Here is a 26,265-nt window from a genome sequence, read left to right on the forward strand (position 1 = left end):
TTTCTGATGAGTGAGGTCACGCCGCGTCGAAGGCGCGACATAGAAAGCTTGCGGCGCGATCAAGCGCTGTTGCGCTGCTGTGTAGGTGAGCGAGGTCAAGCTGAAACACGTGATGCAGACCTTCCCAGATTTCCAGCTCGACCTGCGTCCCTGCCTGGCTTGCACGTGCGGCGAACTGGCGTGAGTCGTCCAGAAGGCGCTCGTCGGATCCGGCCTGGATCAACAGCGGCGGCAAGCTGTCGAGGGCCGCGAGCAATGGCGAAGCTCGCGGATCCGCTGGATCGGCTCCGGCGAGGTATTGGCGGGCGCATTGCTGGAGATACGCATAGCCGATGAGTGGGTCGTTCACATTCGGGTCGGTCATTGAGGCACCGCTGAATGTCAGGTCGACCCAAGGTGAAAAGACCACGCCTGCCAAGGGAGCAATGGCTCCAGCCGATTTGGATAGGGTGGCCAGTGTCGCCAGTGCGAGACCACCTCCGGCTGAATCTCCCACCATTGCGATCCGTGTGTAACCTTGATCAATCAACCAGTGCCATGCTGCCAGCGCGGCGTCGGTGGCTTGAATGAAGGTGCTTTCTGGAGCAAGCGGGTAGTCGATTACCAGCGCCGCCGTTCGTGTCCGCTGAGCGATCTGACTGACAAAGCCGCGATAGGCACGAGCGCTGCCTTGAACGTATCCGCCGCCATGCAGGTAAAGCATGATCTGGCCGGGGAGGGCGTCGGTGGGTATTACCCACCACCCGTTCACGGTCGCGGTGTTTACGGCGCGCAGTGATGTATCCGCCGCGAGTGGCGTGGCGCCGATAAAGGTGTCGTACACCGCTCTGGGTTCGCCCGGAGTCGTGGCCCAAAACCGTGCAAACTGTTCACGCAAAGCGCTTTCCCGCAAGTGTTCATCAGGCGAAATACGCAGCGTAGTAACGCGAGCGGGCTCAAGGGAGAGGCTGTTGGTAGGCGTCATGTTTGGTCACCTTCTTCAAATTGAGGGCAAAGGTTCCCCATGCACGCGGAGAGAAGATCGCGCGACGGGTCAGCGTTTGGGTCAGGTGCGCGTCAGGTCGGAATCTGTCCGAAGCCACCTTTGGCGTATTTGGCGAGGGTTCGGCGAATGTCTTCCTCGGTTGTCATCACCAGCGGGCCACGTTTAATGAACGGTTCGCCAATGGGCTTGCCCGCGATCAGGACGAAGTGACATGGCTCGCTCGCGCTCATCGCCAGCCCGCCCTGTTCACCCGCACTTACCGTGGTGGCGTGACCGGCAGGAACGCTGCGCTCTTCGGTCTGGCAGCGAAGGGTCAAAGTGCCGTCGACCGCGTAGATCCAGGCCTGGAAGCCTTGCGCTAGCACATGAGTGAACGCACCGTTCGCTTGCAGAAATCCATCGAGCAATGTCAGAGGCTCAGGTGTTCCCTCTGTCCCTGTAACATCGCCGCTGCGCCCCAACACCACTCGCACGCGATGCCCCTGCTCGTGAATGACAGGAACTTGCTGGTCTGAGACGTGAAGCGTGCGGGCCGGTGCTTGCTTGAGATGAGCTGGGAGATTGACGAACAGTTGCAAGGCATGGACGCGGGCATTTGCTGCCGGCGTTTCCTCATGAGCCGCCCCGCTCGCGGCTGCCAACCAGTAAAGATCGCCAGCTTTAAGGGCGAGGTTATGTCCCAGGGTGTCACGGTTTAGAAAATCACCTTGTGAATCTTCGAACAGTGCGGTGACCGCAGAAATACCGGCGTGCAGATGCGGGGCAAAGGTGGGTGCCGTCATGACGAAATGATCCACCATCAGCAGGGGATCCATGCGGGAGGCAAACATTTCTTCTGAAAAGTGCAGCGCTGTAAAGCCTTCGCCGATGGTGTGAGTGACGCCCGAAACGACCTGTCCCAGTCGCTGGCTGAGCAGCACGTCGGTTTCAAGCGTGGCGATATGATTCATGATCCGGCCCTCTGATTGGCGTCTTGTTGATAGCCAATCTAGAGGTGAACCCGAGTCCCGAGAAGCCGTCGGTTTCAGGACTCAACGTCCATGACCTTGGACGATCTACATCAGTACTTTTTTCGGAAACTCTTTAGCCAGATGGTCGAGGAATGCTCGCACCGATGGGAGAAGCCCCTGTCGGCAAGGAATGAGCGCAGTGATCGTTGAGTCTCCAGCAAGCCATTCCGGCAGCACACGCCTCAACGCCCCGGAGCGCACCGCTGCCCGACAGACATAACCTGGCAGCGCCACGATGCCCAAGCCGCTGATAGCGGCGTGCTGCAAGCCGGTCATGTCGTCGCTTTGGAGTCTCGGCTCCAGAGGAATGACCACCTCTTCATTCGCCTGGTGTGCATGGCGCAGGCGCCACACCGGCGCTACGCCGGATCGGGCCATGAACAGTGCGGGGTGTTTGTGTAAATCCTGGGGAGTCTGAGGTTCACCCTTGGCGTCCAGGTAACTGGCCCCACCAAACAGAAACCACGGGGCAGGCGCCAGCGTACGCTGCACCAGATCGGAATCAGGCAAGGGGCCGGAATGGGCACGCACGGCGACATCGTAGTTTTCGCCAACGATGTCGACGGTCCGGTCTGCCGCGTGGGAAACGATGTTGACTTTGGGGTATTGAGCCAGGAAGTCTGCGATGATCTCCGACATCGCAAACTGCATCGTTGCATTGCCCGCCGTGCAACGAATCGTGCCGGTCGGTTCGGTCAGCCGGTGCCTGATCGTACTCTCCGCCAGATCGGCCTCACGCAGCATGGCCACGGCATGATGATAAAAATCCGCACCGGCGTCGGTCATTCCGAATTTGCGTGAGGTACGGTTGAGCAGGCGAACGCCCAGATTGTTTTCCAGTTGCTGGATGCGGTGGCTGAGCGTGGATTTGGGGATTTGCAGGGTTCGACCGGCGGCGGTGAATCCGCCCCGGTCGACCACATGAACAAAGAAAAAGAAGTCGTTGAGATCCAGCACTTGTCACCTCATCGTTCGTATGGTTGGACGCTGAGGTGCGATTGTGCCGGGATATTGCGGGTGTTTCCAGAAATGGGGTCAGGACGTTTCAGCCGCGATACGCCGAGGCGATTTGCCCGACCAGAGTTGCCCACGGCATGTCGAGTGCGCCATAGACGGGACCTGCTTCCGGCCTGCCGTTGTCCTTGAGAATCTCGACCATCAGGGTCGCGTAGTCAGAAAGAATCACGCCGGCCTGCATCATGCGCAACAGACCGACTTGATGCTTGGTGTCGCTGAACGTCCCCGATGCGTCGACTGCCACATAGGCGTCGTAGCCCCGCGCTACAGCTGTCATGGCCGGAAACGCCGCGCAGACCTCCAGTGAGATGCCAGCGAAGATCAGCTTCTTGCGCCCGGTGGCTTCGATGGCATTGGCCACGCGTTCGTCGTCATAAGCGTTGACCGTAGAGCGGTCAATGATTTCGATACCGGGCAATGCGTCTACCAATTCGGGAAAGGTCGGACCCCACATGCTGTCCCGTGCAGTGGTGGTCACCACGATTGGCAGATTGAGCGCCTGGGCGGCTTTAGCGAGCGCCACTACGTTGTGCTTCAGTTCGCCGGTCGAGTAGTCGCGCACGCCGGTCATCAGGCCAACCTGATGGTCGACCAGAATGAGGGCGGCGTTATCGGCAGTGAGAGGTTCATAGGTACGTAGGCTCATTTCATCATCCTCTTGAGTAGATATGTTTTATCCGGCGACCGCGTTAGGGTCGTGGTGGAACAAAAGCTACGGGTTAAACCGCTCTCTCAGAAGCCCATGAAACTCGAACCCAGCGTCTAACGTGTTGAACGATCTGATGCAGCGGAGGCGGCCTGCTCAGCCATCTTCAACTGCCGGGCAACGTCCTGCCTGAGCAGGTAGACCGAGACCGTGAGCAATACCAGATCCTTCAGAAGAAACGCGGCCACGATCGTCATCGCCGGAAAACCGCCGGCGCCTTCATGCCAGGCTCCGGGTGCGAACGGCATGATGGTGACGGTTCCGATGAAGGTGGCGCAGGAGCCGAGGGCGCCCAGTATCCCAAGCTTTTTGTTCCAGAAACCCAGGAAGATCAGCAGTCCAAATGTCCATTCTGCTGTGCCCAGGAAGACACTGGTGCCTTTGACCCCCAGTACCGGAATGGTCCATGAAATCAACGGGCCGTTGGTGATCAGCGGCAGCAGGTCGGTGATCTCGGCAACGAACCATTTGTCATAGCCAAACCAGACGAAGATGACCACCATCGCGGCGCGGAGCAAGTGGTAGTCGAGATCGCGCTTCATGAGGCCCGAGCGCCCGAGAACGTTGATTAGACAATTCATGCTTGAGTCCTCCCTGGCGCTGCGTGGTGGGCAGCCTGAGTGGCAGGCGCCAGGAACGGGATGTGGGTACGTGACATTGGAAACTCCATCGAGTGTTAGGTAGTGGTCGATGGCGCCATGGTAGGGCGTATCGTTAATACCCCTAAGCCTGATAGATATCTAAAAGATGCTCAAAAGTTTCAAAATCTCAGAAAGGATCAATCCGGGCGTTAGCTGACGGAATGGGCTTTTGATACAGGAAGGGCGAATGCGCCGCCCATGGCAGCGACTCGTGAAGAGCGGCTTTACGGCTGCCAACGAATCAAACGCTTAGTAACCTGCTATAAATATTTGGTAAGGTTAGTTATTTGCCCCGTATTCTCAGGATTGCCCATCACGCCGCGTCGGACTTCTTGCGCCCGCGGTGCGCCGCCGCCTTGGCGCGATTGCCGCACACCGCCATGCTGCACCATCGACGTTTCTTGCCGCGGGTGTTCTAGTTGAACGAGTTTGACTGAAGAAGCCAGTGGAGCAAGGAATTCAGGAAATCCGGTGCCGGGGCGTCCGCGGTGAACATCGCCAGACCGTCCAAATGGGTGCTAATCGAATACTCGCTTTCTCTCTAGGTGTCGAAATTAGTAACCATTCAAAATGTGTTTGACAAGTTACTAGTCTGTTACTAACCTCCAAGCCAGCAGTAGAGAGGTTGCTCGGCCGGTGCTCCATGGCGACCGCCGTTGGCCTCCTTCTCACGCGACCACGCGACGTTCACCCAGCCAATCGGATCAGGTGCCTAAACGGCCTCTACAGGAGAATTTTATGAAAGCGATCGTTCTAGAGAAATTCGGCGGTCTGGACAGCCTGGTTTATCAAGACATCCCGGAGCCCACCGCCAAGGAAGGGCATGTTGTCATCCAGATCAAGGCGTTCGGCATCAATCACGCCGAGATGCACATGCGCCGGGGTGAATGGGCGGAAGCGGCACCGGTCAGCGGCATTGAGTGCGTGGGCATCGTGAAGTCATGTCCCGGTGGCGAATTCCCGGTCGGGGCGAAGGTGGCTGCCTTGATGGGAGGGCTGGGCCGAACCATTAACGGCAGTTACGCGCAATACACTCGCGCACCGGTTTCCAACGTGGCCTTGATCGACGCCGATCTGCCGTGGGCCGAGCTGGCAGCGATCCCGGAAACCTACGCCACGGCATGGACCTGTCTTTTCCGCAATCTGGAGATCGAGAAAGGCCAGACCGTTCTCATTCGAGGTGCGACCTCATCGTTCGGCCAGGCAGCGGTGAAACTGGCGGTGAACGCAGGGGCGCGCGTGGTTGCCACGACCCGCAGCGAGCAACGTGCGCAGATGCTCAAGGACCTCGGCGCGGTGGCGGTGGAGCTGGAAGGGCCGCAGCTGTCCGCCCGTATCAAGGGCGCAAAAACCTTCGATGCAGTACTCGATCTGGTGGGCAACAGCACGGTGATCGATTCGCTGGCGATCGTTCGCCGGGGTGGGCGCGTGTGCCTGGCAGGCTGGTTGGGCGGGCTGGAGCCTATCGCTGATTTCAATCCGCTGTTGCAGATGTCCAGTGGCGTCTATCTGACCTTCTTTGGCAGCTTCGTTTTCGGCACCGAGGGCTTCCCGTTGGCCGATGTGCCGCTGCAGGCCATCGCCCAGGAAGCAGCCGCAGGCAGGCTCGACGTCAAACCGACGCGAGTCTTCAAATTCGAGGAAATCCATGAGGCTCACCGTGTCATGGAGGCCAATGAAGCGGCCGGGAAAATGGTCGTGGTTGTCGATTGATCCCTACCCAATGCATTGAATGAGGAAGTTGCGATGGTGAAGTCTGTAGCGATTGTCACGGGTGCAAGTCAGGGGATCGGTCGCGCCACGGCCCTTCGCCTGGCCAAGGATTTTGCGGCACTGGTCCTGGTGGCGCGAAACCGCGAGAACTTGCAAGACACGGCCCGGCAGGTTGAGGCGATCGGTGTGCAAACGCTGGTGCTGGACGCTGATATCTCCGCGCCGGGTGTGCCGTCAGAAGTGGTTGAACAAACCCTGGCGCGGTTTGGCAGGATTGACGCCCTGTTGAACATCGCCGGGGCTGTGCCTCAGATCGATCTGTTCGAAATGACCGATGAGCAGTGGCACAACGGTGCCGAGCTCAAGTTGCACGGCGCACGGCGGATGACACTGGCGGCGTGGCCTGCGCTCAAGGCATCGCGAGGTTCGGTGGTATTGATGTCCGGCAACTCGGCGGATACGCCGAAAGCCGGCTATGCAGCGGTCGCGACCATCAACGCTGCCATTGTGGCGTTGGCCAAGGCGTTCGCTGATCGCGGTATCCAGGACGGCGTCCAGGTCAACAGTGTGTTGCCGGGGCCGGTGATGACGGGGCGGCGCCGATCCTTTCTGGAGAAATGGGCACCTGCCAATGGCATGAGCGTTGAAGAAGCGACGATCAGGTTTCCGCAGAATGCCGGAATTTCAAGATTTGGTGAGCCCGAAGAGATCGCCGACCTGCTGGCGTTCCTGGTGTCGCCGCCTGCGAAGTGGATGACCGGATCGGCGTTGCGAATCGACGGGGGAGAGGTGAAATCCGTCTGAGGTTGACTGCACATCCTGCCTGACAAGCCAGGTGCCACCGAAGTGGGGTGGCACCTGGCTTTTTGCGTTCATGGCCCCTTCAAGAGGGCGAGCCCAGGTGTCTGGACCTGCGAATGTCGCCTGGGGTCATGCCCATGCGTTGGGTAAACGCACGCCGAAACGCGGCGACGGATTGATACCCGACGGCTTCGGCAATCGCCTCGGTAGGCAACGTAGTGGAGGTGAGTTCATTGGCTGCCATGGTCATGCGCACGTCAGTCAGGATGGCGTTTGCGGACTTGCCCACTTTGTCCTGGAAATGGCGAATCAGGGTCGCCCGGGACATGTTGCACAGATCCGCCAGCTCCGGCAGCGTCCAGGCGCGGGCCGGGTCGTTGAAGATCGCGGTGAGTGCCGGTGCCAGCCTTGGGTGGCCTGCCATCGCGAGCAGGCCCACCGGGGTATCCGCCGATTCGCTGGCCAGACGCAGGGTCATGGTGAATAGCGCGGTAGACAGGGCATCCAGCATGGCATTGCCGCCCAGGTTTGCGACCAGTGACTCTTGCCGCATCACGGCCAGCAGATGAGTCAGTTGCGCGTGAGTCTGCGTGTCAGCGGGTTGGCTCGCCGTGCGGACGATCAAGCGGCCCGGCAAATAATCCCTGATGAAGCGGTCGTGGGGTGGCCGGATCACGAAGCGGCCACAGAGCATTCCAAGGGCTCACCGCCGCCGGTGTTTTCACTGACCACCAGATTGAGCTCATCACGGTAGCTCGCCTTGGGCGGCGTGATGCCGCTGCCGTCATGCAATACGTGTTCAGAGCCATGGAGCATCAGCAGCACGTCACCGGCCTGTAATCGTTGCGGCGCGCCAAGACCCGGCGTTTCGAGAATGGCCGACCCGCGCATCACCACGTGGTACGGCATCTCTCCCGGTTCCGAGTCTTCATACACGACCTGCCACGGCGCCCCGTATGCGCACCGTAGTTCCAGGCGTCCTTTGACGGTAATCATCTCCAGCAGTCGGCTGAGCCAGTCCTGCTGGCGGGAAGAAGCGGTCATGAGAATGTCCGTAGTTGATACTTATGAGCACTATAGTGAGAGATTTTAGTCTCTACAAGATCATGGGTGTTGGATAAAGTGGAGCCATCTAACCCACCGAGCAGGAGTTTCACCATGAGCCGCATCGCAATCCCCGCTGTTGCAACTGCCACTGGCGCCACCGCTGACGTCTATGCCGAAGTCCGGAAAATCGCCGGCGGTACCGTGCCTAATCTGTTTGCCGCGTTAGGCCATCTGGTGCCGAATGCACTGTCCGCTGTGCTCAACGCCGAGGGCGTGCTGGCCAACGGCAGCCTGAGCAAACAGGACCTGGAAACCATCAAGTTGCTGGTCAGCGAGCAGACCGGCTGTGACTACTGCGTTGCGGCCCATGTGATGTTGGGCAAGATGACCGGCCTGCCATCTCACGTCTTGACCCAGATCCGCCACGGCGCCTCGACAGGGGACAGCAAGCGCGATGCGTTGGTCAGCTTCGTACTGAAGTTGCAGAAAACCAGCGGCACGCTTAGCGATGCCGATGTTGCCGCAATCCGCCAGGCGGGTTACAGCGATGCGCAACTGGCGGAAATCTCGCTGACGATCGCGCTGACCATCTTTACCAATACCTTCAACCGCATCAACGACACCGACATCGACATGCCGCCTGTGAAGTGAATTGCGCCGGGATACGGGCGTCACAGTGCACTAAAAAAAAGAGGCCTCCGGGCCTCTTTTGCATTTTTAGCCGTCTTGGTATTGGAAGCCTTGGCGAGGCTGCCGCGCTCTCACGTTGCCAAGATAGCCATCATCACCGGCGGGTAAGGTTGCTAAAAACGCAGGCTCGGTATCAGCCCTCGCTGCGCTTGCCTTGCGGCACGCCGAGAGCATCGACGACGTCGTCGATGAAGCGTCTGACCTTTGCTGAGGGACGACGGTCGGCGGGGTAGATCAGATTGACGGGGTAGGTAGGTCCTTCGAAGTCCTCGAAAAGTACAACCAGCTCTCCACGTTGCACATAGGGCGTGAGCACGTCTTCTACACAGAGCGTGATGCCGAAATCCGACAATGCTGCATTGACCTTGGCCAGGGTGTTATTGACCCTCAGTCGGCTGGTAATGGGGATTGTGAACGCCTGCATATTTTTGGTGAAGCGCCAGACTTTGTCCGTCATTCGATCGGAAAATAGATAGCCCAGACAGTCATGGTCCACGAGTTGCTCGGGGTGGAGCGGGGTCCCTTTGCGCGATAGATAAGCAGGCGATGCGCAGGCGAACATTCTGAAAGGTTTCAAACCGCGCTGCACCAACGCAGCGCTGTCGGCCAATTGCGGTTTGCCCAGCCGGAAAACGACTTCGTATCCTTCTTCCACGATGTTCACGAACCTGTCTGTGAGTTCAAGTTCGATTTCCGTTTCGGGGTAGCGCGTCAGGTATTGGGTGAGGAACGGGATCAACCGATGGGAGCCGTAATTGTAGGGTGCGCTGATTCTGATCTTCCCGCGCGGCGTGGAGTTTGCCGCCAGTGCCAGCGCTTCAGCATCTTCAACGTCCTTCAGGATTGCCTTGCAGCGCGAATAATATTCTTCACCCAGGGCGGTCAAGCTTTGACGGCGAGTGGTCCGGGTGATCAGCTTGAGACCTAGCTGTGATTCCAGGTTCCCGACCTGTTTGGCAATCAGCTGCGGAGTGACGCCTAGCAGTGCTGCTGCCGCGGAGAAAGAGCTTGCCTCTGCGGCTGCGACGAAGGCGGCCATGCTTTTCAGCTTATCCATATCTACAACCTTTGGTTGTCAATGTTGTTCTATGTCGGGCATTTATCTTGAAAATCTTCCTGCTTAACATCGCTCGGGTCAATCAATGCAAGCGCCTTGCGCTTCACAGAGCGGAGATATGGAAATGGTGAACATATCGCATGAAACCACTGAGGATGCGGAGCGTCGGCTATTACGCGTCATGACCCAGGCGCGCGTCCGATTCTTTACCGGCACGTATGCGTTTTTGGAGTTTCCTTTGTCATCTTTCCCAGGAGCCGTACATCCCGACGCACTGGCACTCGTTCGAGATGACAAGGTGTGGAGTCAGTTGGTCCCCTGCGAAGCCTCCGAGCAGGAGCTTTTTGGCGTCTTCCGTTTCCATTTTCCTCACGGTATCGACAACAGCGGGTTTGTAGGCTGGTTGGCCAGTCGACTGAAACAGCGCTTTGGGACTGGCGTTTTCGTGACTTGCGGCCAGCACCAGGATGAGGGGGGAATCTTTGATTATTGGGGCGTTCCGGCGAGTCTGGCTTCGGATGTCTTTACAGAGATCCAGGCATTGGTTGATGGCTGTACGGCCGAGTAGATGCAGGAGAGCAATACGGTAAACCGTATTCGCTTGCCTATGTGGCTGCCGGCCGATATCCGTCGGTTTTCAAGAATCGGCTTTAGAGCAGGATTCTTGCGCCACCTGGCGGAATTCGCGAAGCGGTCTACGTGCTACGAAACCCGCTACGCGTAATTCGCCCAGATGCGGAGCCGTTTGGGGCCCAGCAAGAGCCCCAAAAAACGCCATATCCTAGACGTGGTCGGCGCGGACACGAGTTTTAGCATCTAGCGCAGCCGCACTGCGGCTGCCCTTGAGAGCAATGGGTACCATCTGGCTGCGGTCCAGTTCTTTTTCCCAGCCCGCGATTACCAGTGCTGCTACAGCGTTGCCAATAATATTGGTGAGCGAACGGCACTCGGCCATGAAACGATCAATCCCCAGAATCAATACCATGGCAGCCACGGGCACGGTTGGCACCACAGCCAGGCTGGCGGCCAATGCCACGAAACCTGCGCCCACTACCGCACCGGCGCCCTTGGACGTGAGCATTGCCACGGCGAGCAGGGTGAGTTGCTGTTCCATCGTCAGATCGATGTTGGTTGCTTGGGCAAGAAACAGCACCGCCAGCGTCATGTAGATGTTGGTGCCGTCCAGGTTGAAGGTGTAGCCCGTGGGCACGACGATACCTACGACACCGCGAGAGGCCCCCAGACTTTCCAACTTCTGGATCAGCTGTGGTAGCGCCGATTCCGATGAGCTGGTGCCCAGCACGATCAACAGTTCGGACTTGAGATACGCCAGCAGTTTGAAGATGCTGAAACCGCTGTGACGGGCAATGCTGCCCAGCACTACGAAGATGAAGAACAGCGCCGTGACATAGAACGTGCCGACCAACTTCAACAGGGGTAGCAACGAGCCCAGGCCGTACTTGCCGATAGTGAAAGCCATGGCTCCAAATGCACCGACAGGGGCTACCCTACTGATGATGCCGACAATGCGAAAGAACACTTCGCTGGTCTGATTTATCAGGCCTGTCAGCGGTCTGGCTTTTTCACCCACCATCACCAGTGCCACGCCGAACAGCACCGAGACGAACAGTACTGGCAAAATCTCGCCTTGGGTGAACGCCTCGAAAAAGGTCGCCGGAATCACGTGCAGCAAAAAGCCGACAATGCCCTCGCCATGTTGCGCCTGGCCCACATAACCGGCGATTGTCGAGCGATCCAGCGTCGCCACATCTACATTGAATCCGCTTCCTGGTTGCAGCAAATGCGCAGCGATCAGGCCGATCACCAGCGCAATGCTCGATACCACTTCAAAATACAACAGCGCTTTGCCTCCGACTCGTCCAACCTGTTTCACGTCATGCATGCTGGCAATACCGGAGACAACAGTACAAAAGATGATCGGCCCGATGATCATCTTGATCAGCTTGATAAAACCGTCCCCCAAAGGCTTCAGGTCCACCCCGACCTGGGGCCAGAGTTTTCCCAATAACACGCCCAGCACCAGGGCTAGCACGACTTGTACGTACAGGGTTCCCAGCAGTTTTCTAATTATCATTGTTGTTATCTCGCGACGTTTTTTGGGCAACACGGTGCCGCCGCGGGCACGAGAGCGCCTGCGAGGTTAATGCCGTGATCGGTGGTGTATGAAGTTCAGGTGAGGGAGGGCGGGACTTTATCAAGCAGCCACTGCGCTACTCCCCCGGCGATTGAACATTCGAAAGACTCCGTTGAGTAAGTCGACTCATCCTGAAATCGGTCGGCGTTGCGGGCAAGAGTCAAAACGTGGAGGAGGCGTTCATGAAGTGTGTGGCAAGCTCAAAAACCACGGCCGATGCCTTCTGCCTGTACACCGGGGGTGCAGAATCAGGTGTCTGATCTGATCGGATACGTTTTAAGTTTGCTGGTCGCGCAGGAGGTTCGCCTCGGATTTGAGAGTAAATAATGGGTGCATTCAGTCAATAATCTTCCATCGCGTGCACTTGTTATATCTAGCTTCCTTCGTTCCGGCTCATAGTAAGAAGATGCATCGGTAAGGTGCTTAGTAGTTTCAATCCAGCCCGTCGAGAAACTTATTCTTTGAGCGTCCGCATATTCCCTTATCCGAAGTGCGCTCACCCAGCACTTCGCGACGACACGGCATCCTGTTCCGCAAAAATCCGCGCCATTTCCGCCGCATTTTCCGTCCCCCACGTACACAGTGGAATGATCGCCTGCGCCAAACCCCGGCCGAGTGGCGTCAAGGTGTAATCGACGCGCGGAGGCACTTCCTGATAGTCCGTTCGCGCCAGCACACGATCGGCTTCCAGGTCTTTCAGCGACTGGATCAGCACTTTGTCGCTCACGCCCGGTATCAGCCGTTTCAACTCGCCATAGCGCTTCGCGCCGTCCCGCAGGAAAAAAAGGACCAACGGTTTCCATTTGCCGGAGATGACGCGCAGCGTGGCGTTGAGCCCACATCCGGTGTCGCAGATTTCAGGTGATGTCGTCATTTTTTAGGTACTTACCAAAATGTGCATACTTGTCGTTAGGTTATCAGCGCCGCATCCTGATTTCCAAGCGAGCCGTTCCTCGGCTTGAGCAGAAACTCATTGAAGGATGCACGACATGACCCGATTGAATGGCAAAACCGCAGTGATCACTGGTGGCGCAACCGGCATTGGCCGCGCCGCCGCAAAACGCTTTATCGAGGAGGGCGCGTTCGTGTTCATCTTCGGTCGTCGGCAAGACGCGCTCGACGCGGCGGTGGCCGAGCTTGGCCCAAACGCCCGCGCGGTGAAAGGCTCGGTGTCTGATCCTGCCGACCTTGACCGGCTTTACGCCGCCGTGAAAGCCGAGCGCGGCACCCTCGATATCGTCTTCGCCAATGCGGGTGCAGGCAGCCCGCTGCCCCTCGGCAGTATCACCGCCGAGCACATTGACGACACCTTCGACACCAATGTGAAAGGGACGATTTTCACGGTCCAGCAAGCGCTGCCGCTGATGGGGGAAGGCGGTTCGATCATCCTGACCGGGTCGAGCGCGGGCACCACCGGCGCCCCGGCCATGAGCGCCTATAGCGCCAGCAAAGCGGCCGTGCGCAACCTTGCGCGGTCCTGGGCCGAAGACCTCAAAGGCACCGGCATCCGGGTCAATGTCTTGTCACCCGGTGCGACGGCCACTGAACTCGCCAAGGCTGCGCTGGGGGAAGAGGGCCAGAAGGTCTACGCGTCGATGACCCCCCTCCAGCGCATGGCTGATCCCGCAGAGATCGGCGCCGCCGCAGCGTTTCTTGCCTCGCCGGACAGCAGCTTCATGACGGCCAGCGAAGTGGCCGTCGACGGCGGCCTCGCCCAACTCTGATCCACTGCGCCCGACGGGATTTCTCATCCGATCGTCGAAGCCGTCGGGCCTTGGAGAATTGGGATATCGCTCTGTTCACGCCATGGCAGCCACAACTGGCCTCATCCCAGCTCGCTCGCCAGGTGTTGCGCTACCCAGTCCGAAAACGCCCGCGTTTTGTTGGGGGTGCCTGAGGTGGCTGGCGTGATCACATAGACGGCCCCCCGGTCATCCAGTTGCCAGTCCGGAATGACCTCCACGAGGCTGCCTTCCCTGAGGTGGGCATCGACGTACCAGCGTGTCGAGTGCAGAACACCCAGTCCCTCCAGTGCGGCCTCTATCAGCAGTTCAGGTTCCTCGGAAGCAAGAAGGCCGCGAACGGATACGACTTCGCGACGCTGTCCTGGCTGAGTGAATGCCCAACGGTAGGGATTGCTGTTGCGGGTGTTGCACAGGCAGGGAATACCGGCGAGGTCTTGAGGCGCCTGAAGGTGGGGATGTCGCATCAGAAAGGCCGGTGATGCGCAAATGACCCGGCGACGCTCTGCCACCTTGCGTGCAACCAGTCGAGAGTCGGCTAATACGCCCAGGCGGATGGCCAAGTCGTAGTGCTCGCCGATCAGGTCAACGAAGCGGTTGCTCGTATCGGCTTCGATCGTGACCAATGGATGTGCACGCAGGAACCCCACGATCAGCGGCGTCATCCAGCGCCTGGCAAAACTGCCAGGCAACGAGATCCGCAGATGCCCGCGTACTTGGCCGTCGACCTGCTCTGCCGCTTCCCGGCCCGCAGACTGGAGCCCGTCGAGCAATGGCCTGATCCGCGCAAGATAGCGTTGACCGGCTTCCGTGAGCGCCACTTTGCGGGTGCTGCGGTCGGCGAGACGCACGCCCAGGCGGGCTTCCATCGCACTCAATCTGCGGGACACCGCGGTGGCATCCCGACCTATTTGTCGACCCGCCGCTGAAAACGATCCGGTGTCGGCCAAGGCAACAAACGCCGAAAGCTCATTCAAATCGGAGAAAAAGGATTCCTGCATTTTTCACATCTATGAACGGTAGGATCTTCGTATTCTGTCTCAAAACGCAGCATTTCATAATGGCCTCCTGTCATTTCTGGAGAGCCTTATGAAAGCCATACAGTTAACTGCCCCGTCACTTGATGCGTTCTTGCCCGTCGAACTGGCCGACCCTGCTCAACCGGGGCGCGGAAGGGTGCTGGTTCGCATCAAGGCCGCGAGCTTGAATTTCGCCGACATCGCGGTCGTTCATGGTCAGTACCCCGGTGCGGTGTATCCCAATATTCCCTTGGCTGATGGCGCCGGTGAGGTGGTGGCGGTAGGCGAGGATGTTTGGCAGGTCAGGGCCGGGGATCGAGTGGCTGTCCACGTCAAACCCCACTGGATTGCAGGCCGCGCCACGGCTGAACTGGCCGGTCCGATGAGGGGCGCCACCGTCCGTGGCTCGCTGGTGGAAGTCGCGGAGCTGGATGCCGCAACCGTGGTGAAAATTCCGGATCACTTGAGTTGGGAAGAAGCGGCTTCGCTGCCCATTGCCGCCATGACAGCCTGGCGTGCGCTCGACACTGCCCACATAGGTCCGGGTTCGACGGTGGCCTTGCTGGGCACCGGCGGCGTGTCCATCTTTGCCCTGCAACTGGCCAAGGCTCGTGGCGCCCGGGTCATCATCACTTCGTCGTCCAACGAGAAGCTGGAACGCGCCCGAATGCTCAAGGCTGATGAAACATTCAATTATCGAGAAAGCCCGGACTGGGACCGTTTTGTCGTGGATCGAACGGCAGGGCAGGGCGTGGATCTGGTGATTGACCCGGTGGGAGGCCAAGGCTTCGAGCGGTCGTTGGCCGCTGTTCGCCATGGGGGGACCGTGGCGGCCATTGGTTTTCTGGACGGCGCTGCGCAGCCGGCCAACCTGATGCCTGTGATTTTCAAGGAAATCCGGGTGCAGGGCAGTAATGGGGGCTCTGTCGCCGACCTAGCCTCGGCGATTGGGGCTATCGCTGCCCACCGCATCAGGCCTGTGGTCGATCAAATCTTCGAACTGGACCAGTTGAAGGCGGCCTATGAGCGGATGGGGGCGGGTGCACACTTTGGCAAAATCGCCGTTCGCACCGGCTGGTAGACGGGGTGGACAATTCGGCGGATGCCACACACCCACCGACTGGCTTACCTTTCAGCGTGCCCACACCTGCAATCCTTAGCTGGACGACAGTCTGAGAAAATGAGGGAGGACTGCCACAAGATACCGGCCTGATCCCTTTCCGGAGAAAGGCCAGCCGTCACTCAGAACACTGACCACCCGATCCGCGCACTCAGCAACTCCAGCGCTGCCATGCCGGCGAGGGAGTTGCCCGCGGCGTTGAGTTCCGGCGACCACACGCAGACTGTAAATTGCCCCGGCACGATGGCCACAATCCCGCCGCCCACGCCACTCTTGCCGGGCAATCCCACGCGGTAGGCGAAATTTCCGGCTTCGTCATACAGCCCGCTCGTGGCCATGATCGAGTTCACTTGTTGAGTCTGGCGCCGGGTCAAAATCTGCTCGCCGCTGTGCTTGCAAAACCCGTCGTTGGCCAGGAAGCAGAACGCTCGGGCCAGATCGAGGCAATTCATTCGCAGCGCGCAGTAGCTGAAATAACTGCGCAGCACGGCCTCGACTTCGTTGTGGAAGTTGCCGAATGACTGCATCAGGTACGCCATGGCCGCGTTGCGTGCGCGGAACTGGTATTCGGAGTCGGCCACACGGGCATCCATCAGCACGTGCGGATTGCCCGATAACCGTCGTACGAAATCGCGCATCGACAACGTCGGCGCGGCGAAGCGCGACTGGTTGATATCGCAAATCACCAACGCTCCCGCATTGATGAACGGATTGCGCGGACGCCCGCGCTCGAATTCCAGCTGCACCAGCGAGTTGAACGGCTGACCCGAGGGCTCATGACCCAGCCGCTCCCAAATGGCTTCACCCGAGTGGCCGATGGCCTGAACCAGGCTGAACACCTTGGAAATGCTCTGCACCGAAAACGGCACCAGCGCGTCGCCCGCACAGTGATAGCTGCCATCGTTGCCATACACGGCAATGCCCAACTGCTGCGCTGGCACATCGGCCAGCGCAGGGATGTAGTCAGCCACTTTGCCCTTGCCGATCAAGGGGCGCACTTCGTCGAGAATCTCGTTCAACAGCGTTTGCATGGAAAGCCCTGTTATCAGTCCCCGATGACAGCACGGGGTCGAGTTCTTGACGAAGGGTGAGGGGGAGAGATCACACATTGAGTGTGAAAGGGTGGGACATTGACTCGGGCTCAGGGCTTCGGATGCCTGAGAAAGTCCGGTCAATCTGCGCTCTGAACATTGGCAACAGGGCGCTGGGAGGATATCAACGACAGCCAGCGATGAGCGCTGACGGAGGCCTGATCACGCACCCGACAAAAAGCGTGACAATTGTTGACTCAGGGCATCGAAAACCATCGTTATGCGCCTCACACGTTTGAGGTCGTAGTGCATCGCCACCCAGACATCCACGCGAAAGTCGACGTGCTCGGGCAGCACCCGAACCAGAGAGTGCTGTCGAGCCAACTGGCTTGAGCACACACCGATACCCAGCCCTGCCTTGAGCGCTGCGAACTGAGCCAAGTGGCTGTCTGTGCGGATAACGGCGTGTTCCCTCGTGCAATGGAAACCTTGCTCCGCCAGAAACGCCCATTCCTTGAGATTGCGATCCGGGCCTATCAATGGGAAGTCAACCAGGTCGGTCGGACTGCTTGGGGTACGATGGGTCAATAGCGCTGGAGTGGCATACAAGCCAATCTGCAGATCGCCGACGTGGCGCGTGATGACTGAGGATTCTGTGGGACGCCTGATCCGTACCGCTACATCGGCCTCCTGCAACGCCAAATCCTCCAGACGATTCGAAATGCTGAGCTCAAGGGCCAATTCGGGCTGGGCGTTGCGAAGGTCTTTGAGCATTAGCGGCAAGACCTCCACTCCTAATAGCTGGTTGCAGGTAATCCTCACCGTTCCGCCAGGCATGTCCGTTTTGGCCGAGGCAGTACGAGCAAACGCTTCCGCTGCCAGGGCCATAGACTCAACGTGCCCCACCAATTCTCTTGCAGTGTCGGTCGGCATGAGGCCTGCCGGCGAGCGAATGAACAGACTGGTCCCCACGCTCTTTTCGAGTGCATCGATGCGCCGCCGTGCTGTGGCCTGTGCGATCCCCAACGTACGAGCCGCCGCAGTGAGACTGCCGGTTCTGAGCACGGCCAGAAATACCCGTTGAGTCTCCCAGTGCAGTGGCGCGACGTTCATACATTTCCTATGAGTAGGCAGGCAGGTTTGATCAATTTTAATCAGAAAAGAACTCGCGCATGCTTGAGATCGATCGATTTTGATACCCAGTGCCTTGATGGCGAGAGAATGAGGTTTTCCTGAATGACGATTTCCGGTAGCTGCCGCTGCGGGCAAGTGACATTTGAAACATCCTGCGAGCCTGTGATGACGAGCGCATGCCACTGCACTGGCTGTCAGAAGATGTCCGCAAGCGCGTTTTCCTTAACGGCGCTTTTCCCATCCGAGCGTTTCGTGATCACTTTGGGTGTGCCGGTGCTTGGAGGCGTGCGGGGTCCTACACAGCATTTCTTCTGTCCGAATTGCCTGAGTTGGTTGTTCACGCGTCCTGCTGAGAGTGATGCATTTGTCGGCGTGCGAAGCAGCCTCCTTGGTCATGCTGAGCGCTATGCGCCATTCATGGAGACCTGGACGCGCAAAAAGTTGCCTTGGGCCAGTACGGGAGCTTCGGTGAGTTTCGAGGAATTTCCAGACCCGAGGGAGTATCCGGCATTGATGGCACGCTTCGTGGGGAAGGGGTGATCTGGCGGCGTGGAGCCCATACCCACTTTGAGAGCCGGCTGGGCCAAGTCAGCTCGCGACCATCAGCGTCGCCGTTCTCAATCGTACGGAAAGTGGGCCACGATGAAGTCTATGAATGCACGCATTTTGGGAGGTTGTGGCCTTGCGGATGAGAACAACAGCGCCATGTCTCTGCTGGGGGCCGCGTAGTCATCAAGAAGCGATACCAGGGTTCCGCGCTGCAGATGTTCTCGCAACACTGCCTTGGGCTGAAGAATGATCCCGCGTCCTGCAATCGCTGCCGCCGTCAGGACGCGCCCGTCATTCACCTGGAAACGGCCGTGCACTTTGATAGCGTGCTCGATGCCATTCTTGTCGAAGACCCAATTCGCATAGGGCAAGCCTGAGGCGTTCACGAAGCTCAGACAGTCATGCTGATGCAAATCGTCAGGCGTTAACGGCAGACCTTTGCGCGCAACATACGAAGGAGCCGCGCACAGGACCTGCTCGTGCCGGGCTATCTGCCGAACGGTGAGGGCGCTATCGGCGATGGGGCCGAGCCGAAGTACGGCGTCAAAGTTTTCTTTCACGAGATCGACAAAGCGATCGGTCAATGCCAATTCGATCTCGACTTCCGGGTGACGCTCCATAAAGTGCATCAGCGCGGGAGCGAGCTCGCACGCACCGAAGCCGACGGGGGCGCTGACACGTAATCGCCCTCGCGGTGAGGCATTCAATTCTTCAGCGACTGCCTCCGCAGCCTTGACCTCCGCGAGCACGACCACGCATCGATCGTAAAAGCGTTGGCCGACATCAGTGAGGTGCTGACGACGTGTTGAACGGCGAATCAATGGCGCTCCGATACGAGTCTCAAGCTCTCGTATGTGCTTACCCACCATTTGCGATGAGAGCCCGAGTGTGATGGCGGCAGCGCTAAATGTGCCAAGTTCACAGACCTTCACGAACACCGCCATGCTGGTAAAACGGTCGCTCATTCGAAACTCCAGGTTTCAGGTATTAGTGTTTTCGACATCTTAATCAAACCAGCGTTGTGACGTAGCGTGTACCCGACAGACCCAGTTAGCGGAGGTATGTATGTCACGTGAACTCAAAATCGGGATCATCGGCGTCAACATGAAAGGGGGATGGGCCCAGGAGGCACATGTTCCAGCCATTAATGCGATTGACGGCATGCGATTGGTCGCCGTGGCCACGACACACCAGCAAACCGCCGACGAGGCTGCACGTGCCTTGTCAGTTTCCAAGGGCTATGCGAATGGCTTGGCGCTGATCAATGATCCCGAGGTCGACATCGTCACGGTTGCCACTCGCGTCCCCGACCACCGCGACCTTTTGCTGGCGGCGATTGCAGCTGGCAAGCATGTCTACAGTGAGTGGCCTCTGGGCCTCAGCGTGTGTGAAGCCCGCGAGATCGCCGACGCTGCTCGCGTGGCTGGTGTCAAACATGCGATTGGCCTGCAACTTCGCGGCAGCCAGGCAGTACAGAAAGCGCAGCATTGGCTGGCGGAAGGCGCTATTGGTCGTGTGTTGAGTCTCAGAGCATTCTCATCCACCGCAGGCTTCGGACCGGACGTGCCGCCGCAATTTGCCTATCTGGAAGACCCTTCAAATTTCGCCAATATGGTGACCATTCAAGGCGCCCATACCCTTGATCTGGTACTGGCGCTGGGTGGGGCGCTGGCGTCCATGTCTGCACTGACCTCCCGCCAATATCCGTTCATTCAACTGGGCGAACCGCCTCAGCGGGTTGAGCGCCGTACATTCGATCATCTGCTGGTGCAAGGTCGATTGGCTTCTGGGGTGCCTTTTTCTGTTGAAGTGTCGGGAGGGCGCCAACATGCCACGCCTTTCTATCTAGAGGTCGTCGGGGAGGGCGGCACGCTGCGCCTTGACGGCGGGGCACCTCGGGGCCTGCAAGCTGGCCGCATCACCGTGTCGCTTGATGGCGAGCGCGAAACCATTGAGGAAGGGCCGTTAGCCGCGCTCTCGGACAGTGCCGTCAACGTGGCGGGTCTGTACAGCGCGTTGCGGGATGACATTCTGGGTGGGACATCCAAAGTTGTTGGCTTCGATCACGCGGTGCAACTCACCCGGTTGGTGGAAGATGTACTCGCCGAGCCGGTCAATCCAAAAGGGTGGTGACGTTGCAAATGTCCCGTTATGTTGATCGTGAAAGGGAGCCGCGATCAGGTTCTCGATCAGGGGCGTGCCGATGGATTGGCCCGATCCTGTCGATCACGTGCACGTCGGCTGTGGCGGCTTCGAGGATCTCAGCGCACGCTGGAGCAGTAGCCGTCCACAGCGGCCATCTGATCAAACCCCGGCAAGAGATTTATTGTGCCCAACGTTGAGGAGTTGCTATGAGTCATCAACTGCAGATCCCGATCCGAGGGCAAAGGCGCTCGGGTGCAGGCGTGTGATCAATCGCGATCATCAACTCCGCTTGTTCCTCGAAATTGCCAACTGCGCTTCGGTGTCGAAAGCAGCGGACGTGCTCGGGATCACTCAATCCGGACTGAGTCGTCAATTGGGCAGTCTCGAAGCGCACGTTGGACAGGCGCTGTTTGATCGTCACGGTAGAGGGGTCACACTGACTGATACCGGGAGGAAACTGTTAGCAGTTGTCTCTGCCGCCTATGAAAACGTGGATAGCACCCTTTCAAGCCTGCGGGAACACCAAGGGATAACCGAAGGACACTTGCGCATCGCGACCATTCACACCTTGAGCTATTACTTCGTCGCGGACGTCATGGCCGAGTTCATGCGCCAACTACCGCTCGTGAATATGAAAATGCTGGGCTGCAGCTCCCCTCATGTGATTGAGATGGTAGAAAACGGCCACTCGGATATCGGGTTCGTTTACGACACTGCCGTGGTGTCCGAAACGCTCGAGATTGCCCACTTGTTCGAAGAGCGAATGGCATTATTCGTTCATGAGTCTTCTCCGCTAGCGGCGCTTACCGAAGTCGACTTAACAGAAGCTTCGCCTCCTCTTATCGTTTTTCCTCCCCAGTATGAGCTCCGGCGCATGTTGCGAAATGAAGGCGTGAATTTCGTTGTGGCCGCAGAAGTGGACACTGTCGATGCGATGTTCAAGCTCACCTCACTGACTCAAGGGCACTGTGTGCTACATGCCAGCATGCCCGACCGATTGCTTGAGTATTACCGGTTGAAGCGAGTGACTATCACGCAACCGTTTTTAAGCAGACGCATCGTTGCAATTACCCGTCGCGGCAAGATGAAGAATAATCTGACCCATCTCATGTTGGCCCTTGCAAGATCCTCCTCACATTAGGCGTCCAGTCATATCCGGTATGTGCTGGTGTTCATAGCTCCCGTACTCGTGCTCGTCAATACTCAGCCTTCGCTTCACATCCAGCTTACAGGCGGCGGTGTGTAGAGCGGTGTCAAATGGTTAAAGGGTTGGCACCTACCGTGCCCGATGCCCTCTGTTTCTCGACACTCACAGAAGGTGAGCTCAAGTGAATAATTCGTTTCAGTTGGACAAGACAAGTTTAATGCAGCAATCCACTGCACTCATGGACAAGCATTTTGACGACAGTGTCTATACAGAAGAGCAAAAACTGGCGCTGACTTGCCGAATCTTATTCGATAACGGGCATGACTCTGGTTTGTCAGGGCAAATCACCTGCAGGGCTTCATCGCCGGGTACCTATCTCACTCAGCGACTGGGGTTAGGGTTTGATGAGGCCAGTCCCGAGAATTTGCTGCTCATTGACGAGGATTTGAATATCTTGCGCGGTCAAGGAATGGCCAATCCCGCCAACCGATTCCACTCCTGGGTGTACAGGGCGCGCCCGGATGTTCAATGCATCATTCACACCCACGCTTTGAATACGGCAACGCTGAGCATGTTGGAAGTGCCGCTGGTGGTTTCACACATGGACAATTGTATTTTGTACGATGACGTTGCTTTCGCTAAGGCTTGGCCAGGTGTTCCGGTCGGCAATGAAGAAGGCGAATTCATGGTCAGGGAGTTGGGTGACAAGCACATGTTGCTGCTTGCACACCACGGTATGCTGGTCACCGGGAAAACCATCGAGGAAGCCTGCGTGCTCGCCATTGCGCTGGAACGCGCCGCGAAGATGCAACTTATAGCTATGGCTTCGGGTGATATCCAGCCTATCGATCCAGAACTGGGGCTCGAAGCGAGGGAGTGGATTCGTCGACCCAAGCGTAACAGTGCCGCCTTTGCTTACTATGCGCGGCGATCACTTCGTCAATACCCAGACTTACTCAACTCATACGTCGTGCCGTCTACGCGTTGAACCGAGAACATAACAGCTCGATTTATGAACTGGCTGGCCTCCGCAAGTTTTTAACTGCCGCACAATAAATCCAATACTGCGCAGTGACGCTCATGTCGCTGCGCACGAAGTTGAATTCACTTTTAAGTGCAGGTGTCATGATGGGAAATATCTCACAGTCCCTTCCGCTGGATGTTGAGCAATCCACCAAGACTGAAGCGACAGAACGCCGACGTGTACTGATTGCCAGTGTCGTGGGTTCCGTATTTGAATGGTATGACTTCATTATTTATGGTATTGCTTCCGCTCTGATATTCAATACATTGTTTTTCCCTAACAGCACACCACTGGTTGGGACCATTGCTGCGTTTGGAACATACGCCGCCGGGTATGCCGCTCGGCCTTTGGGTGGCATTGTGTTTGGCCATTTCGGTGATCGGCTAGGTCGTAAGGCCATGCTCTCATTGACGTTGATGATTATGGGCGTGGGGACATTTTTAGTAGGGTGTTTACCGACGTTCACGCAAATAGGCATCTGGGCGCCAATATTGCTCATTGCGTTACGGTTCCTTCAAGGACTGGGCATTGGGGGAGAATGGGCTGGCTCCGTGCTGATGGCGGTGGAGCATGCTCCGTCCAATCGTCGTGGGCTGTACGGAAGCTTGGTGCAATTGGGATATCCGATAGGTGTCATCGCCGCAACGGCAGCTTTCTCGCTTGTAGGGATGCTTCCTAAAGAAGACTTTCTGAGCTGGGGATGGCGCTTACCTTTCCTGATCAGCATATTTTTTACCGGTGCCGGTTTGTACATTCGTAATCGAGTGTCGGAAAGCGCTATTTTTCAACGTGCCTCACAAGAGCCTCACCCTGAAAAAATCCCGCTTGTCGAAATCTTGACTCAACATCGCCGGTCTTTTCTGATCGCTATTGGGCTCAAAGTTTCCGAGATTTCCTGGGTCAGTGTGCTCACGATCTTCGGGCTCAGTTACGTCACCGTTAACCTCGGGCTTCCTCGAAGCGTTATCCTGAACGGCATGCTATGCGCCGCAGCATTGGAGCTGGTTACCATTCCCCTCTTCGGATTGTTGTCGGATATTTATGGCCGCAAAAAGCTATTTATTGCCGGCTGCGTGTTTACGATCCTGTTTGCATTTCCGCTTTTTCAGCTCCTGGATACCCGAGATCCGATGATCATCGCGGGAACTATCGCGATCGCTGTGAGCTTTGGGCAGGGTATTATGTTTGGCCCCGAAGCTGCGTGGATGTCGGAGTTATTCCAAACTCGCCTACGATACAGCGGGGCATCGCTAGGATTTCAACTGGGCGGCGCGATATCAGGTGGTCTCACACCCATCATCACAGCGCTGCTAATCAGCTGGGCAGGAGGATTGACTTGGTCAGTGTCGGTTTATCTGATCTGTACAGCGTGTATTACTCTCGTAGCGGCTTCCATGGCCCCCGAAACCGCTGGCAAATCATTGAAGGAATGATCTTGTGGATCTGACGCGTCGCGATTTGATGGGGCCTATCGCTGATAAGTCTTTCGGTAGCTCGTCGGACTAACACCCACGACAGCCGAGAAGTGTTGCCGCAGCGAGAGGCTGGTACCAAATCCGCAAGCAGTGGCAATTTTCTCGACACTGTCTTGGGTGGTTTCGAGATGCTGCTGGGCAGCTTTGATTCGCTCGTTGGTAATCCACTTCCCGAACGTCGAGCCGGTCACTCGCTTGAAGTGGCGGGTGAAGCTGCGTCTGCTCATCGCTAGTCTCTGCGCCACGTGATCAATCGACAATGGCTCGCCAAGGTTCGCCCGCAGCCAATCCAGAAGTTGGCTGAGGCGCCGATCGCTTGCCCCTTGCGGCACCGGCTGCGTGATGAATTGCGCCTGGCCACCCTCGCGGTGTGGAGACACGACGAGACGACGCGCGAGGGTATTGGCGGTCTCCCGACCATAAACCCGTCTGACAATATGAATGCAGCAGTCGAGCCCCGCTGCCACGCCTGCCGAGGTCAGGACCTGTTCCTCTTCGACGTAGAGCACTTTGGCATCCACATCGATGTGAGGGAAGTCTTGCGCCAGTTGTGCCGCCCAGGCCCAGTGAGTAGTGGCCCGTTTACCGTTCAACAAACCTGCATGGGCGAGGACGAACGCACCCAGACAAAGCCCGACCACCAACGCGCCTCGGGCATGAGCAGCCTTGAGGGCTTCGAGAATTTGCTCGGGTGGAGCAGCGCTTGCGTCTCTCCAGCTCGGAACAACGACGATGTCCGCTCCGTCCACCTGATCCAGCGCATGATCGCACTGAATGGCAAAGCCAGCATTAGTCATCAACACCCCGGATTCACCCGCGCACACGGTCAGTTCGAACCAAGGCGAGTCTCCCACTCGACGATCTTTGCCAAACACCAGGCAGGGGACTGAAAGGTGGAAGGGGCTGATTCCGTTGAAGGCAATGACTGAGACGTGCAGTGGTTTTGTCACGGATGATGGCCTTATCGAGATTGGCCCGATCTTAATGAAAAAGGGTAATCGGGCCAATGGCTTCGAGACGGCGATACATCCACTCTGAGCGCATGTGCATTTCGCTGGGAAATGCGAACAGTCGAGATCAACCCAAGTGAAACTACCCACTCTGATCATGCTAGGAGCCCTCATGACGACGTTTACGCTTACCGAATCAGCGCAAGCGGCAGAGCCCGTGGCCTCCATCCCTTACACCAGCCAGTCCACGTCCTATCACTGGGAGAGAGTGGGCGGCGTAAAGGTTTTTTATCGCGAGGCGGGCCCGGCGGATGCGCCGGTACTGGTTCTCCTTCACGGATACCCATCCTCCTCGCGGATGTGGGAGTCGCTCATACCGCTGCTCGCTGATCGGTATCACGTGATTGCCCCCGATTACCCAGGATTTGGCAGAAGCGACGCGCCTTCCCCCGCGACCTACGCTTACACATTTGACCACCTGGCCGAAACGATGGGCACCTTACTGAGCCAGTTGCACATCGACAAGTACACGCTGTTCATGCAGGACTACGGCGGCCCGGTGGGCTTTCGGATGATCCTTAATGCTCCTCAGAAACTTCACGGCATCATCATCCAGAATGCCAATGCCTATAACGAAGGGCTGGGCGCCAAATGGGCGAACATTGCCAAATATTGGAAATCACCTTCGGAGCATCCTGAGCAGGTCGACGCGTTCACCGGATACGAGGGCACCAAACAACGCCATCTGGGCACAAGCCCTCATCCAGAGCGTTACAACCCTGACACGTGGGAAGATGAGTTCGCGGCGTTGTCTCGTCCCGGCCAGCGGGAGATCCAGTCAGCCCTGTTGCTGGATTACCAAAACAACGTCGCCTCGTACCCTGAATGGCAGCGCTGGTTGAAAGATAATCAGCCGCCCATGTTGGTCATGTGGGGCAAGTTCGACCCGTCTTTCATCGTCCCTGGCGCCATGCGCTACAAGGATGATGTGCCAGGTGCTGAGGTGCACATTCTGGACGCGGGGCATTTCGCGCTCGATGAACAAACCGAACAAATGGCGAGTTTGACTCGCGCGTTCATGGCGCGCATCGGCTCCAGCCAATGAAC

The 26,265-nt window shown here is 57.8% G+C and carries 27 protein-coding genes and 1 pseudogene; 12 read left to right on the forward strand and 16 right to left on the reverse strand.

The features are described 5' to 3' along the window. Positions 1-16 precede the first annotated feature (16 nt). The 6 genes and pseudogenes from AAEO81_RS08060 to AAEO81_RS08085 form a co-directional block, all read right to left on the reverse strand. Positions 17-964, reverse strand: coding sequence for an alpha/beta hydrolase (locus AAEO81_RS08060; RefSeq protein ID WP_341962768.1), 948 nt, complete (start codon positions 962-964; stop codon positions 17-19). Positions 965-1,056: 92 nt separating this feature from the next. Beyond that, the gene (locus AAEO81_RS08065; protein WP_341962769.1) at positions 1,057-1,935 is read right to left on the reverse strand and encodes a pirin-like C-terminal cupin domain-containing protein; all 879 of its coding nucleotides are present in this window, start codon (positions 1,933-1,935) and stop codon (positions 1,057-1,059) included. A gap of 105 nt (positions 1,936-2,040) precedes the next feature. Further along, positions 2,041-2,952 (reverse strand): LysR substrate-binding domain-containing protein, encoded by a 912-nt coding sequence (locus AAEO81_RS08070; RefSeq protein WP_341962771.1) that lies wholly within the window; start codon positions 2,950-2,952, stop codon positions 2,041-2,043. Between the two features lie 88 nt (positions 2,953-3,040). Continuing rightward, positions 3,041-3,658 (reverse strand): isochorismatase family protein, encoded by a 618-nt coding sequence (locus tag AAEO81_RS08075; RefSeq protein WP_341962772.1) that lies wholly within the window; start codon positions 3,656-3,658, stop codon positions 3,041-3,043. A gap of 116 nt (positions 3,659-3,774) precedes the next feature. Beyond that, a complete protein-coding gene (locus AAEO81_RS08080) occupies positions 3,775-4,260 on the reverse strand; it encodes a DUF417 family protein (protein WP_341962773.1) in 486 nt (161 codons plus the stop codon). Positions 4,261-4,672: 412 nt separating this feature from the next. After that, positions 4,673-4,759 (reverse strand): annotated as a pseudogene (locus AAEO81_RS08085) (CGNR zinc finger domain-containing protein); the annotation flags it as partial. 338 nt (positions 4,760-5,097) lie between these two features. Here AAEO81_RS08085 and AAEO81_RS08090 point away from each other — a divergent pair. Next, positions 5,098-6,072 (forward strand): zinc-binding alcohol dehydrogenase family protein, encoded by a 975-nt coding sequence (locus tag AAEO81_RS08090; protein WP_341962774.1) that lies wholly within the window; start codon positions 5,098-5,100, stop codon positions 6,070-6,072. Positions 6,073-6,105: 33 nt separating this feature from the next. Then, the gene (locus AAEO81_RS08095; RefSeq protein ID WP_341962776.1) at positions 6,106-6,876 is read left to right on the forward strand and encodes an SDR family oxidoreductase; all 771 of its coding nucleotides are present in this window, start codon (positions 6,106-6,108) and stop codon (positions 6,874-6,876) included. 79 nt (positions 6,877-6,955) lie between these two features. On the opposite strand, the gene AAEO81_RS08100 is transcribed toward AAEO81_RS08095, so the two are convergent. Both AAEO81_RS08100 and AAEO81_RS08105 read right to left on the reverse strand, forming a co-directional pair. After that, positions 6,956-7,567, reverse strand: a complete 612-nt coding sequence (locus tag AAEO81_RS08100; protein WP_341962777.1) for an AraC family transcriptional regulator — start codon at positions 7,565-7,567, stop codon at positions 6,956-6,958. After that, positions 7,546-7,917 (reverse strand): cupin domain-containing protein, encoded by a 372-nt coding sequence (locus AAEO81_RS08105; RefSeq protein WP_341962778.1) that lies wholly within the window; start codon positions 7,915-7,917, stop codon positions 7,546-7,548. The genes AAEO81_RS08100 and AAEO81_RS08105 overlap by 22 nt, the downstream gene beginning before the upstream one ends. 114 nt (positions 7,918-8,031) lie before the next feature. Here AAEO81_RS08105 and AAEO81_RS08110 point away from each other — a divergent pair, with 114 nt between their 5' ends. Then, positions 8,032-8,571: a carboxymuconolactone decarboxylase family protein gene (locus AAEO81_RS08110; RefSeq protein WP_341962779.1), complete on the forward strand. Its 540-nt coding sequence runs from the start codon at positions 8,032-8,034 to the stop codon at positions 8,569-8,571. 172 nt (positions 8,572-8,743) lie between these two features. Here AAEO81_RS08110 and AAEO81_RS08115 read toward each other — a convergent pair whose 3' ends face one another. Further along, a complete protein-coding gene (locus AAEO81_RS08115) occupies positions 8,744-9,667 on the reverse strand; it encodes a LysR family transcriptional regulator (protein WP_341962780.1) in 924 nt (307 codons plus the stop codon). A 118-nt stretch (positions 9,668-9,785) separates the two neighbouring features. Between AAEO81_RS08115 and AAEO81_RS08120 the strand changes: the two genes are divergently transcribed. Beyond that, positions 9,786-10,235 carry a DUF6196 family protein gene (locus AAEO81_RS08120; protein WP_341962781.1) on the forward strand — a complete coding sequence of 150 codons (450 nt, stop codon included), beginning with the start codon at positions 9,786-9,788 and terminating at the stop codon, positions 10,233-10,235. 213 nt (positions 10,236-10,448) lie between these two features. Here AAEO81_RS08120 and dctA read toward each other — a convergent pair whose 3' ends face one another. Then, on the reverse strand, positions 10,449-11,762 hold the full coding sequence (gene dctA / locus AAEO81_RS08125; protein ID WP_341964495.1) for a C4-dicarboxylate transporter DctA: 1,314 nt from the start codon (positions 11,760-11,762) through the stop codon (positions 10,449-10,451). A gap of 556 nt (positions 11,763-12,318) precedes the next feature. Next, on the reverse strand, positions 12,319-12,696 hold the full coding sequence (locus tag AAEO81_RS08130; protein ID WP_341962783.1) for a helix-turn-helix domain-containing protein: 378 nt from the start codon (positions 12,694-12,696) through the stop codon (positions 12,319-12,321). Between the two features lie 115 nt (positions 12,697-12,811). Between AAEO81_RS08130 and AAEO81_RS08135 the strand changes: the two genes are divergently transcribed. After that, positions 12,812-13,546, forward strand: coding sequence for an SDR family oxidoreductase (locus tag AAEO81_RS08135; RefSeq protein ID WP_341962784.1), 735 nt, complete (start codon positions 12,812-12,814; stop codon positions 13,544-13,546). A 101-nt stretch (positions 13,547-13,647) separates the two neighbouring features. Here AAEO81_RS08135 and AAEO81_RS08140 read toward each other — a convergent pair whose 3' ends face one another. Continuing rightward, positions 13,648-14,565: a LysR family transcriptional regulator gene (locus tag AAEO81_RS08140; RefSeq protein ID WP_341962785.1), complete on the reverse strand. Its 918-nt coding sequence runs from the start codon at positions 14,563-14,565 to the stop codon at positions 13,648-13,650. An 88-nt stretch (positions 14,566-14,653) separates the two neighbouring features. On the opposite strand from AAEO81_RS08140, the gene AAEO81_RS08145 reads away from it, so the two are divergent. Next, positions 14,654-15,664, forward strand: a complete 1,011-nt coding sequence (locus AAEO81_RS08145; RefSeq protein WP_341962786.1) for an NAD(P)-dependent alcohol dehydrogenase — start codon at positions 14,654-14,656, stop codon at positions 15,662-15,664. 161 nt (positions 15,665-15,825) lie between these two features. Here AAEO81_RS08145 and glsB read toward each other — a convergent pair whose 3' ends face one another. Both glsB and AAEO81_RS08155 read right to left on the reverse strand, forming a co-directional pair. Continuing rightward, positions 15,826-16,734 carry a glutaminase B gene (gene glsB / locus AAEO81_RS08150; protein WP_341962787.1) on the reverse strand — a complete coding sequence of 303 codons (909 nt, stop codon included), beginning with the start codon at positions 16,732-16,734 and terminating at the stop codon, positions 15,826-15,828. 222 nt (positions 16,735-16,956) lie between these two features. Then, on the reverse strand, positions 16,957-17,847 hold the full coding sequence (locus tag AAEO81_RS08155; protein ID WP_341962788.1) for a LysR family transcriptional regulator: 891 nt from the start codon (positions 17,845-17,847) through the stop codon (positions 16,957-16,959). Between the two features lie 186 nt (positions 17,848-18,033). Between AAEO81_RS08155 and AAEO81_RS08160 the strand changes: the two genes are divergently transcribed. Further along, a complete protein-coding gene (locus tag AAEO81_RS08160) occupies positions 18,034-18,408 on the forward strand; it encodes a GFA family protein (protein ID WP_341964496.1) in 375 nt (124 codons plus the stop codon). A gap of 77 nt (positions 18,409-18,485) precedes the next feature. Here the strand turns inward: AAEO81_RS08160 and AAEO81_RS08165 are convergent, their stop codons facing one another. Beyond that, positions 18,486-19,382, reverse strand: coding sequence for a LysR family transcriptional regulator (locus tag AAEO81_RS08165; RefSeq protein ID WP_341962791.1), 897 nt, complete (start codon positions 19,380-19,382; stop codon positions 18,486-18,488). Positions 19,383-19,482: 100 nt separating this feature from the next. Between AAEO81_RS08165 and AAEO81_RS08170 the strand changes: the two genes are divergently transcribed. From AAEO81_RS08170 to AAEO81_RS08185, 4 genes are all read left to right on the forward strand, one after another. After that, entirely contained in the window at positions 19,483-20,550 is a 1,068-nt protein-coding gene (locus tag AAEO81_RS08170) for a Gfo/Idh/MocA family oxidoreductase (RefSeq protein WP_341962792.1), read from the forward strand. Between the two features lie 274 nt (positions 20,551-20,824). Continuing rightward, positions 20,825-21,703 (forward strand): LysR family transcriptional regulator, encoded by an 879-nt coding sequence (locus AAEO81_RS08175; RefSeq protein WP_341962794.1) that lies wholly within the window; start codon positions 20,825-20,827, stop codon positions 21,701-21,703. Positions 21,704-21,908: 205 nt separating this feature from the next. Continuing rightward, positions 21,909-22,697: an aldolase gene (locus AAEO81_RS08180; protein ID WP_341964497.1), complete on the forward strand. Its 789-nt coding sequence runs from the start codon at positions 21,909-21,911 to the stop codon at positions 22,695-22,697. Positions 22,698-22,789: 92 nt separating this feature from the next. Further along, entirely contained in the window at positions 22,790-24,166 is a 1,377-nt protein-coding gene (locus AAEO81_RS08185) for an MFS transporter (protein ID WP_341962796.1), read from the forward strand. 35 nt (positions 24,167-24,201) lie between these two features. On the opposite strand, the gene AAEO81_RS08190 is transcribed toward AAEO81_RS08185, so the two are convergent. Beyond that, positions 24,202-25,146, reverse strand: a complete 945-nt coding sequence (locus AAEO81_RS08190) for a helix-turn-helix domain-containing protein (RefSeq protein WP_341964498.1) — start codon at positions 25,144-25,146, stop codon at positions 24,202-24,204. 184 nt (positions 25,147-25,330) lie between these two features. On the opposite strand from AAEO81_RS08190, the gene AAEO81_RS08195 reads away from it, so the two are divergent. Next, on the forward strand, positions 25,331-26,263 hold the full coding sequence (locus AAEO81_RS08195; RefSeq protein ID WP_341962798.1) for an alpha/beta hydrolase: 933 nt from the start codon (positions 25,331-25,333) through the stop codon (positions 26,261-26,263). The last annotated feature ends 2 nt before the right edge of the window (positions 26,264-26,265 follow it).

It is taken from the genome of Pseudomonas sp. RC10 (genome assembly GCF_038397775.1).
GTDB classification, from domain to species: Bacteria; Pseudomonadota; Gammaproteobacteria; order Pseudomonadales; family Pseudomonadaceae; genus Aquipseudomonas; species Aquipseudomonas bambusae.

Coding starts and splice junctions, on each gene's coding strand:
- AAEO81_RS08060 (WP_341962768.1), bottom strand. CDS start 964: ATGACGCCTACCAACAGCCTCTCCCTTGAGCCCGCTCGCGTTACTACG.
- AAEO81_RS08065 (WP_341962769.1), bottom strand. CDS start 1,935: ATGAATCATATCGCCACGCTTGAAACCGACGTGCTGCTCAGCCAGCGA.
- AAEO81_RS08075 (WP_341962772.1), bottom strand. CDS start 3,658: ATGAGCCTACGTACCTATGAACCTCTCACTGCCGATAACGCCGCCCTC.
- AAEO81_RS08080 (WP_341962773.1), bottom strand. CDS start 4,260: ATGAAGCGCGATCTCGACTACCACTTGCTCCGCGCCGCGATGGTGGTC.
- AAEO81_RS08090 (WP_341962774.1), top strand. CDS start 5,098: ATGAAAGCGATCGTTCTAGAGAAATTCGGCGGTCTGGACAGCCTGGTT.
- AAEO81_RS08095 (WP_341962776.1), top strand. CDS start 6,106: ATGGTGAAGTCTGTAGCGATTGTCACGGGTGCAAGTCAGGGGATCGGT.
- AAEO81_RS08100 (WP_341962777.1), bottom strand. CDS start 7,567: ATGCTCTGTGGCCGCTTCGTGATCCGGCCACCCCACGACCGCTTCATC.
- AAEO81_RS08105 (WP_341962778.1), bottom strand. CDS start 7,917: ATGACCGCTTCTTCCCGCCAGCAGGACTGGCTCAGCCGACTGCTGGAG.
- AAEO81_RS08110 (WP_341962779.1), top strand. CDS start 8,032: ATGAGCCGCATCGCAATCCCCGCTGTTGCAACTGCCACTGGCGCCACC.
- AAEO81_RS08115 (WP_341962780.1), bottom strand. CDS start 9,667: ATGGATAAGCTGAAAAGCATGGCCGCCTTCGTCGCAGCCGCAGAGGCA.
- AAEO81_RS08120 (WP_341962781.1), top strand. CDS start 9,786: ATGGAAATGGTGAACATATCGCATGAAACCACTGAGGATGCGGAGCGT.
- dctA (WP_341964495.1), bottom strand. CDS start 11,762: ATGATAATTAGAAAACTGCTGGGAACCCTGTACGTACAAGTCGTGCTA.
- AAEO81_RS08130 (WP_341962783.1), bottom strand. CDS start 12,696: ATGACGACATCACCTGAAATCTGCGACACCGGATGTGGGCTCAACGCC.
- AAEO81_RS08135 (WP_341962784.1), top strand. CDS start 12,812: ATGACCCGATTGAATGGCAAAACCGCAGTGATCACTGGTGGCGCAACC.
- AAEO81_RS08140 (WP_341962785.1), bottom strand. CDS start 14,565: ATGCAGGAATCCTTTTTCTCCGATTTGAATGAGCTTTCGGCGTTTGTT.
- AAEO81_RS08145 (WP_341962786.1), top strand. CDS start 14,654: ATGAAAGCCATACAGTTAACTGCCCCGTCACTTGATGCGTTCTTGCCC.
- glsB (WP_341962787.1), bottom strand. CDS start 16,734: ATGCAAACGCTGTTGAACGAGATTCTCGACGAAGTGCGCCCCTTGATC.
- AAEO81_RS08155 (WP_341962788.1), bottom strand. CDS start 17,847: ATGAACGTCGCGCCACTGCACTGGGAGACTCAACGGGTATTTCTGGCC.
- AAEO81_RS08160 (WP_341964496.1), top strand. CDS start 18,034: ATGACGAGCGCATGCCACTGCACTGGCTGTCAGAAGATGTCCGCAAGC.
- AAEO81_RS08165 (WP_341962791.1), bottom strand. CDS start 19,382: ATGAGCGACCGTTTTACCAGCATGGCGGTGTTCGTGAAGGTCTGTGAA.
- AAEO81_RS08170 (WP_341962792.1), top strand. CDS start 19,483: ATGTCACGTGAACTCAAAATCGGGATCATCGGCGTCAACATGAAAGGG.
- AAEO81_RS08185 (WP_341962796.1), top strand. CDS start 22,790: ATGTCGCTGCGCACGAAGTTGAATTCACTTTTAAGTGCAGGTGTCATG.
- AAEO81_RS08195 (WP_341962798.1), top strand. CDS start 25,331: ATGACGACGTTTACGCTTACCGAATCAGCGCAAGCGGCAGAGCCCGTG.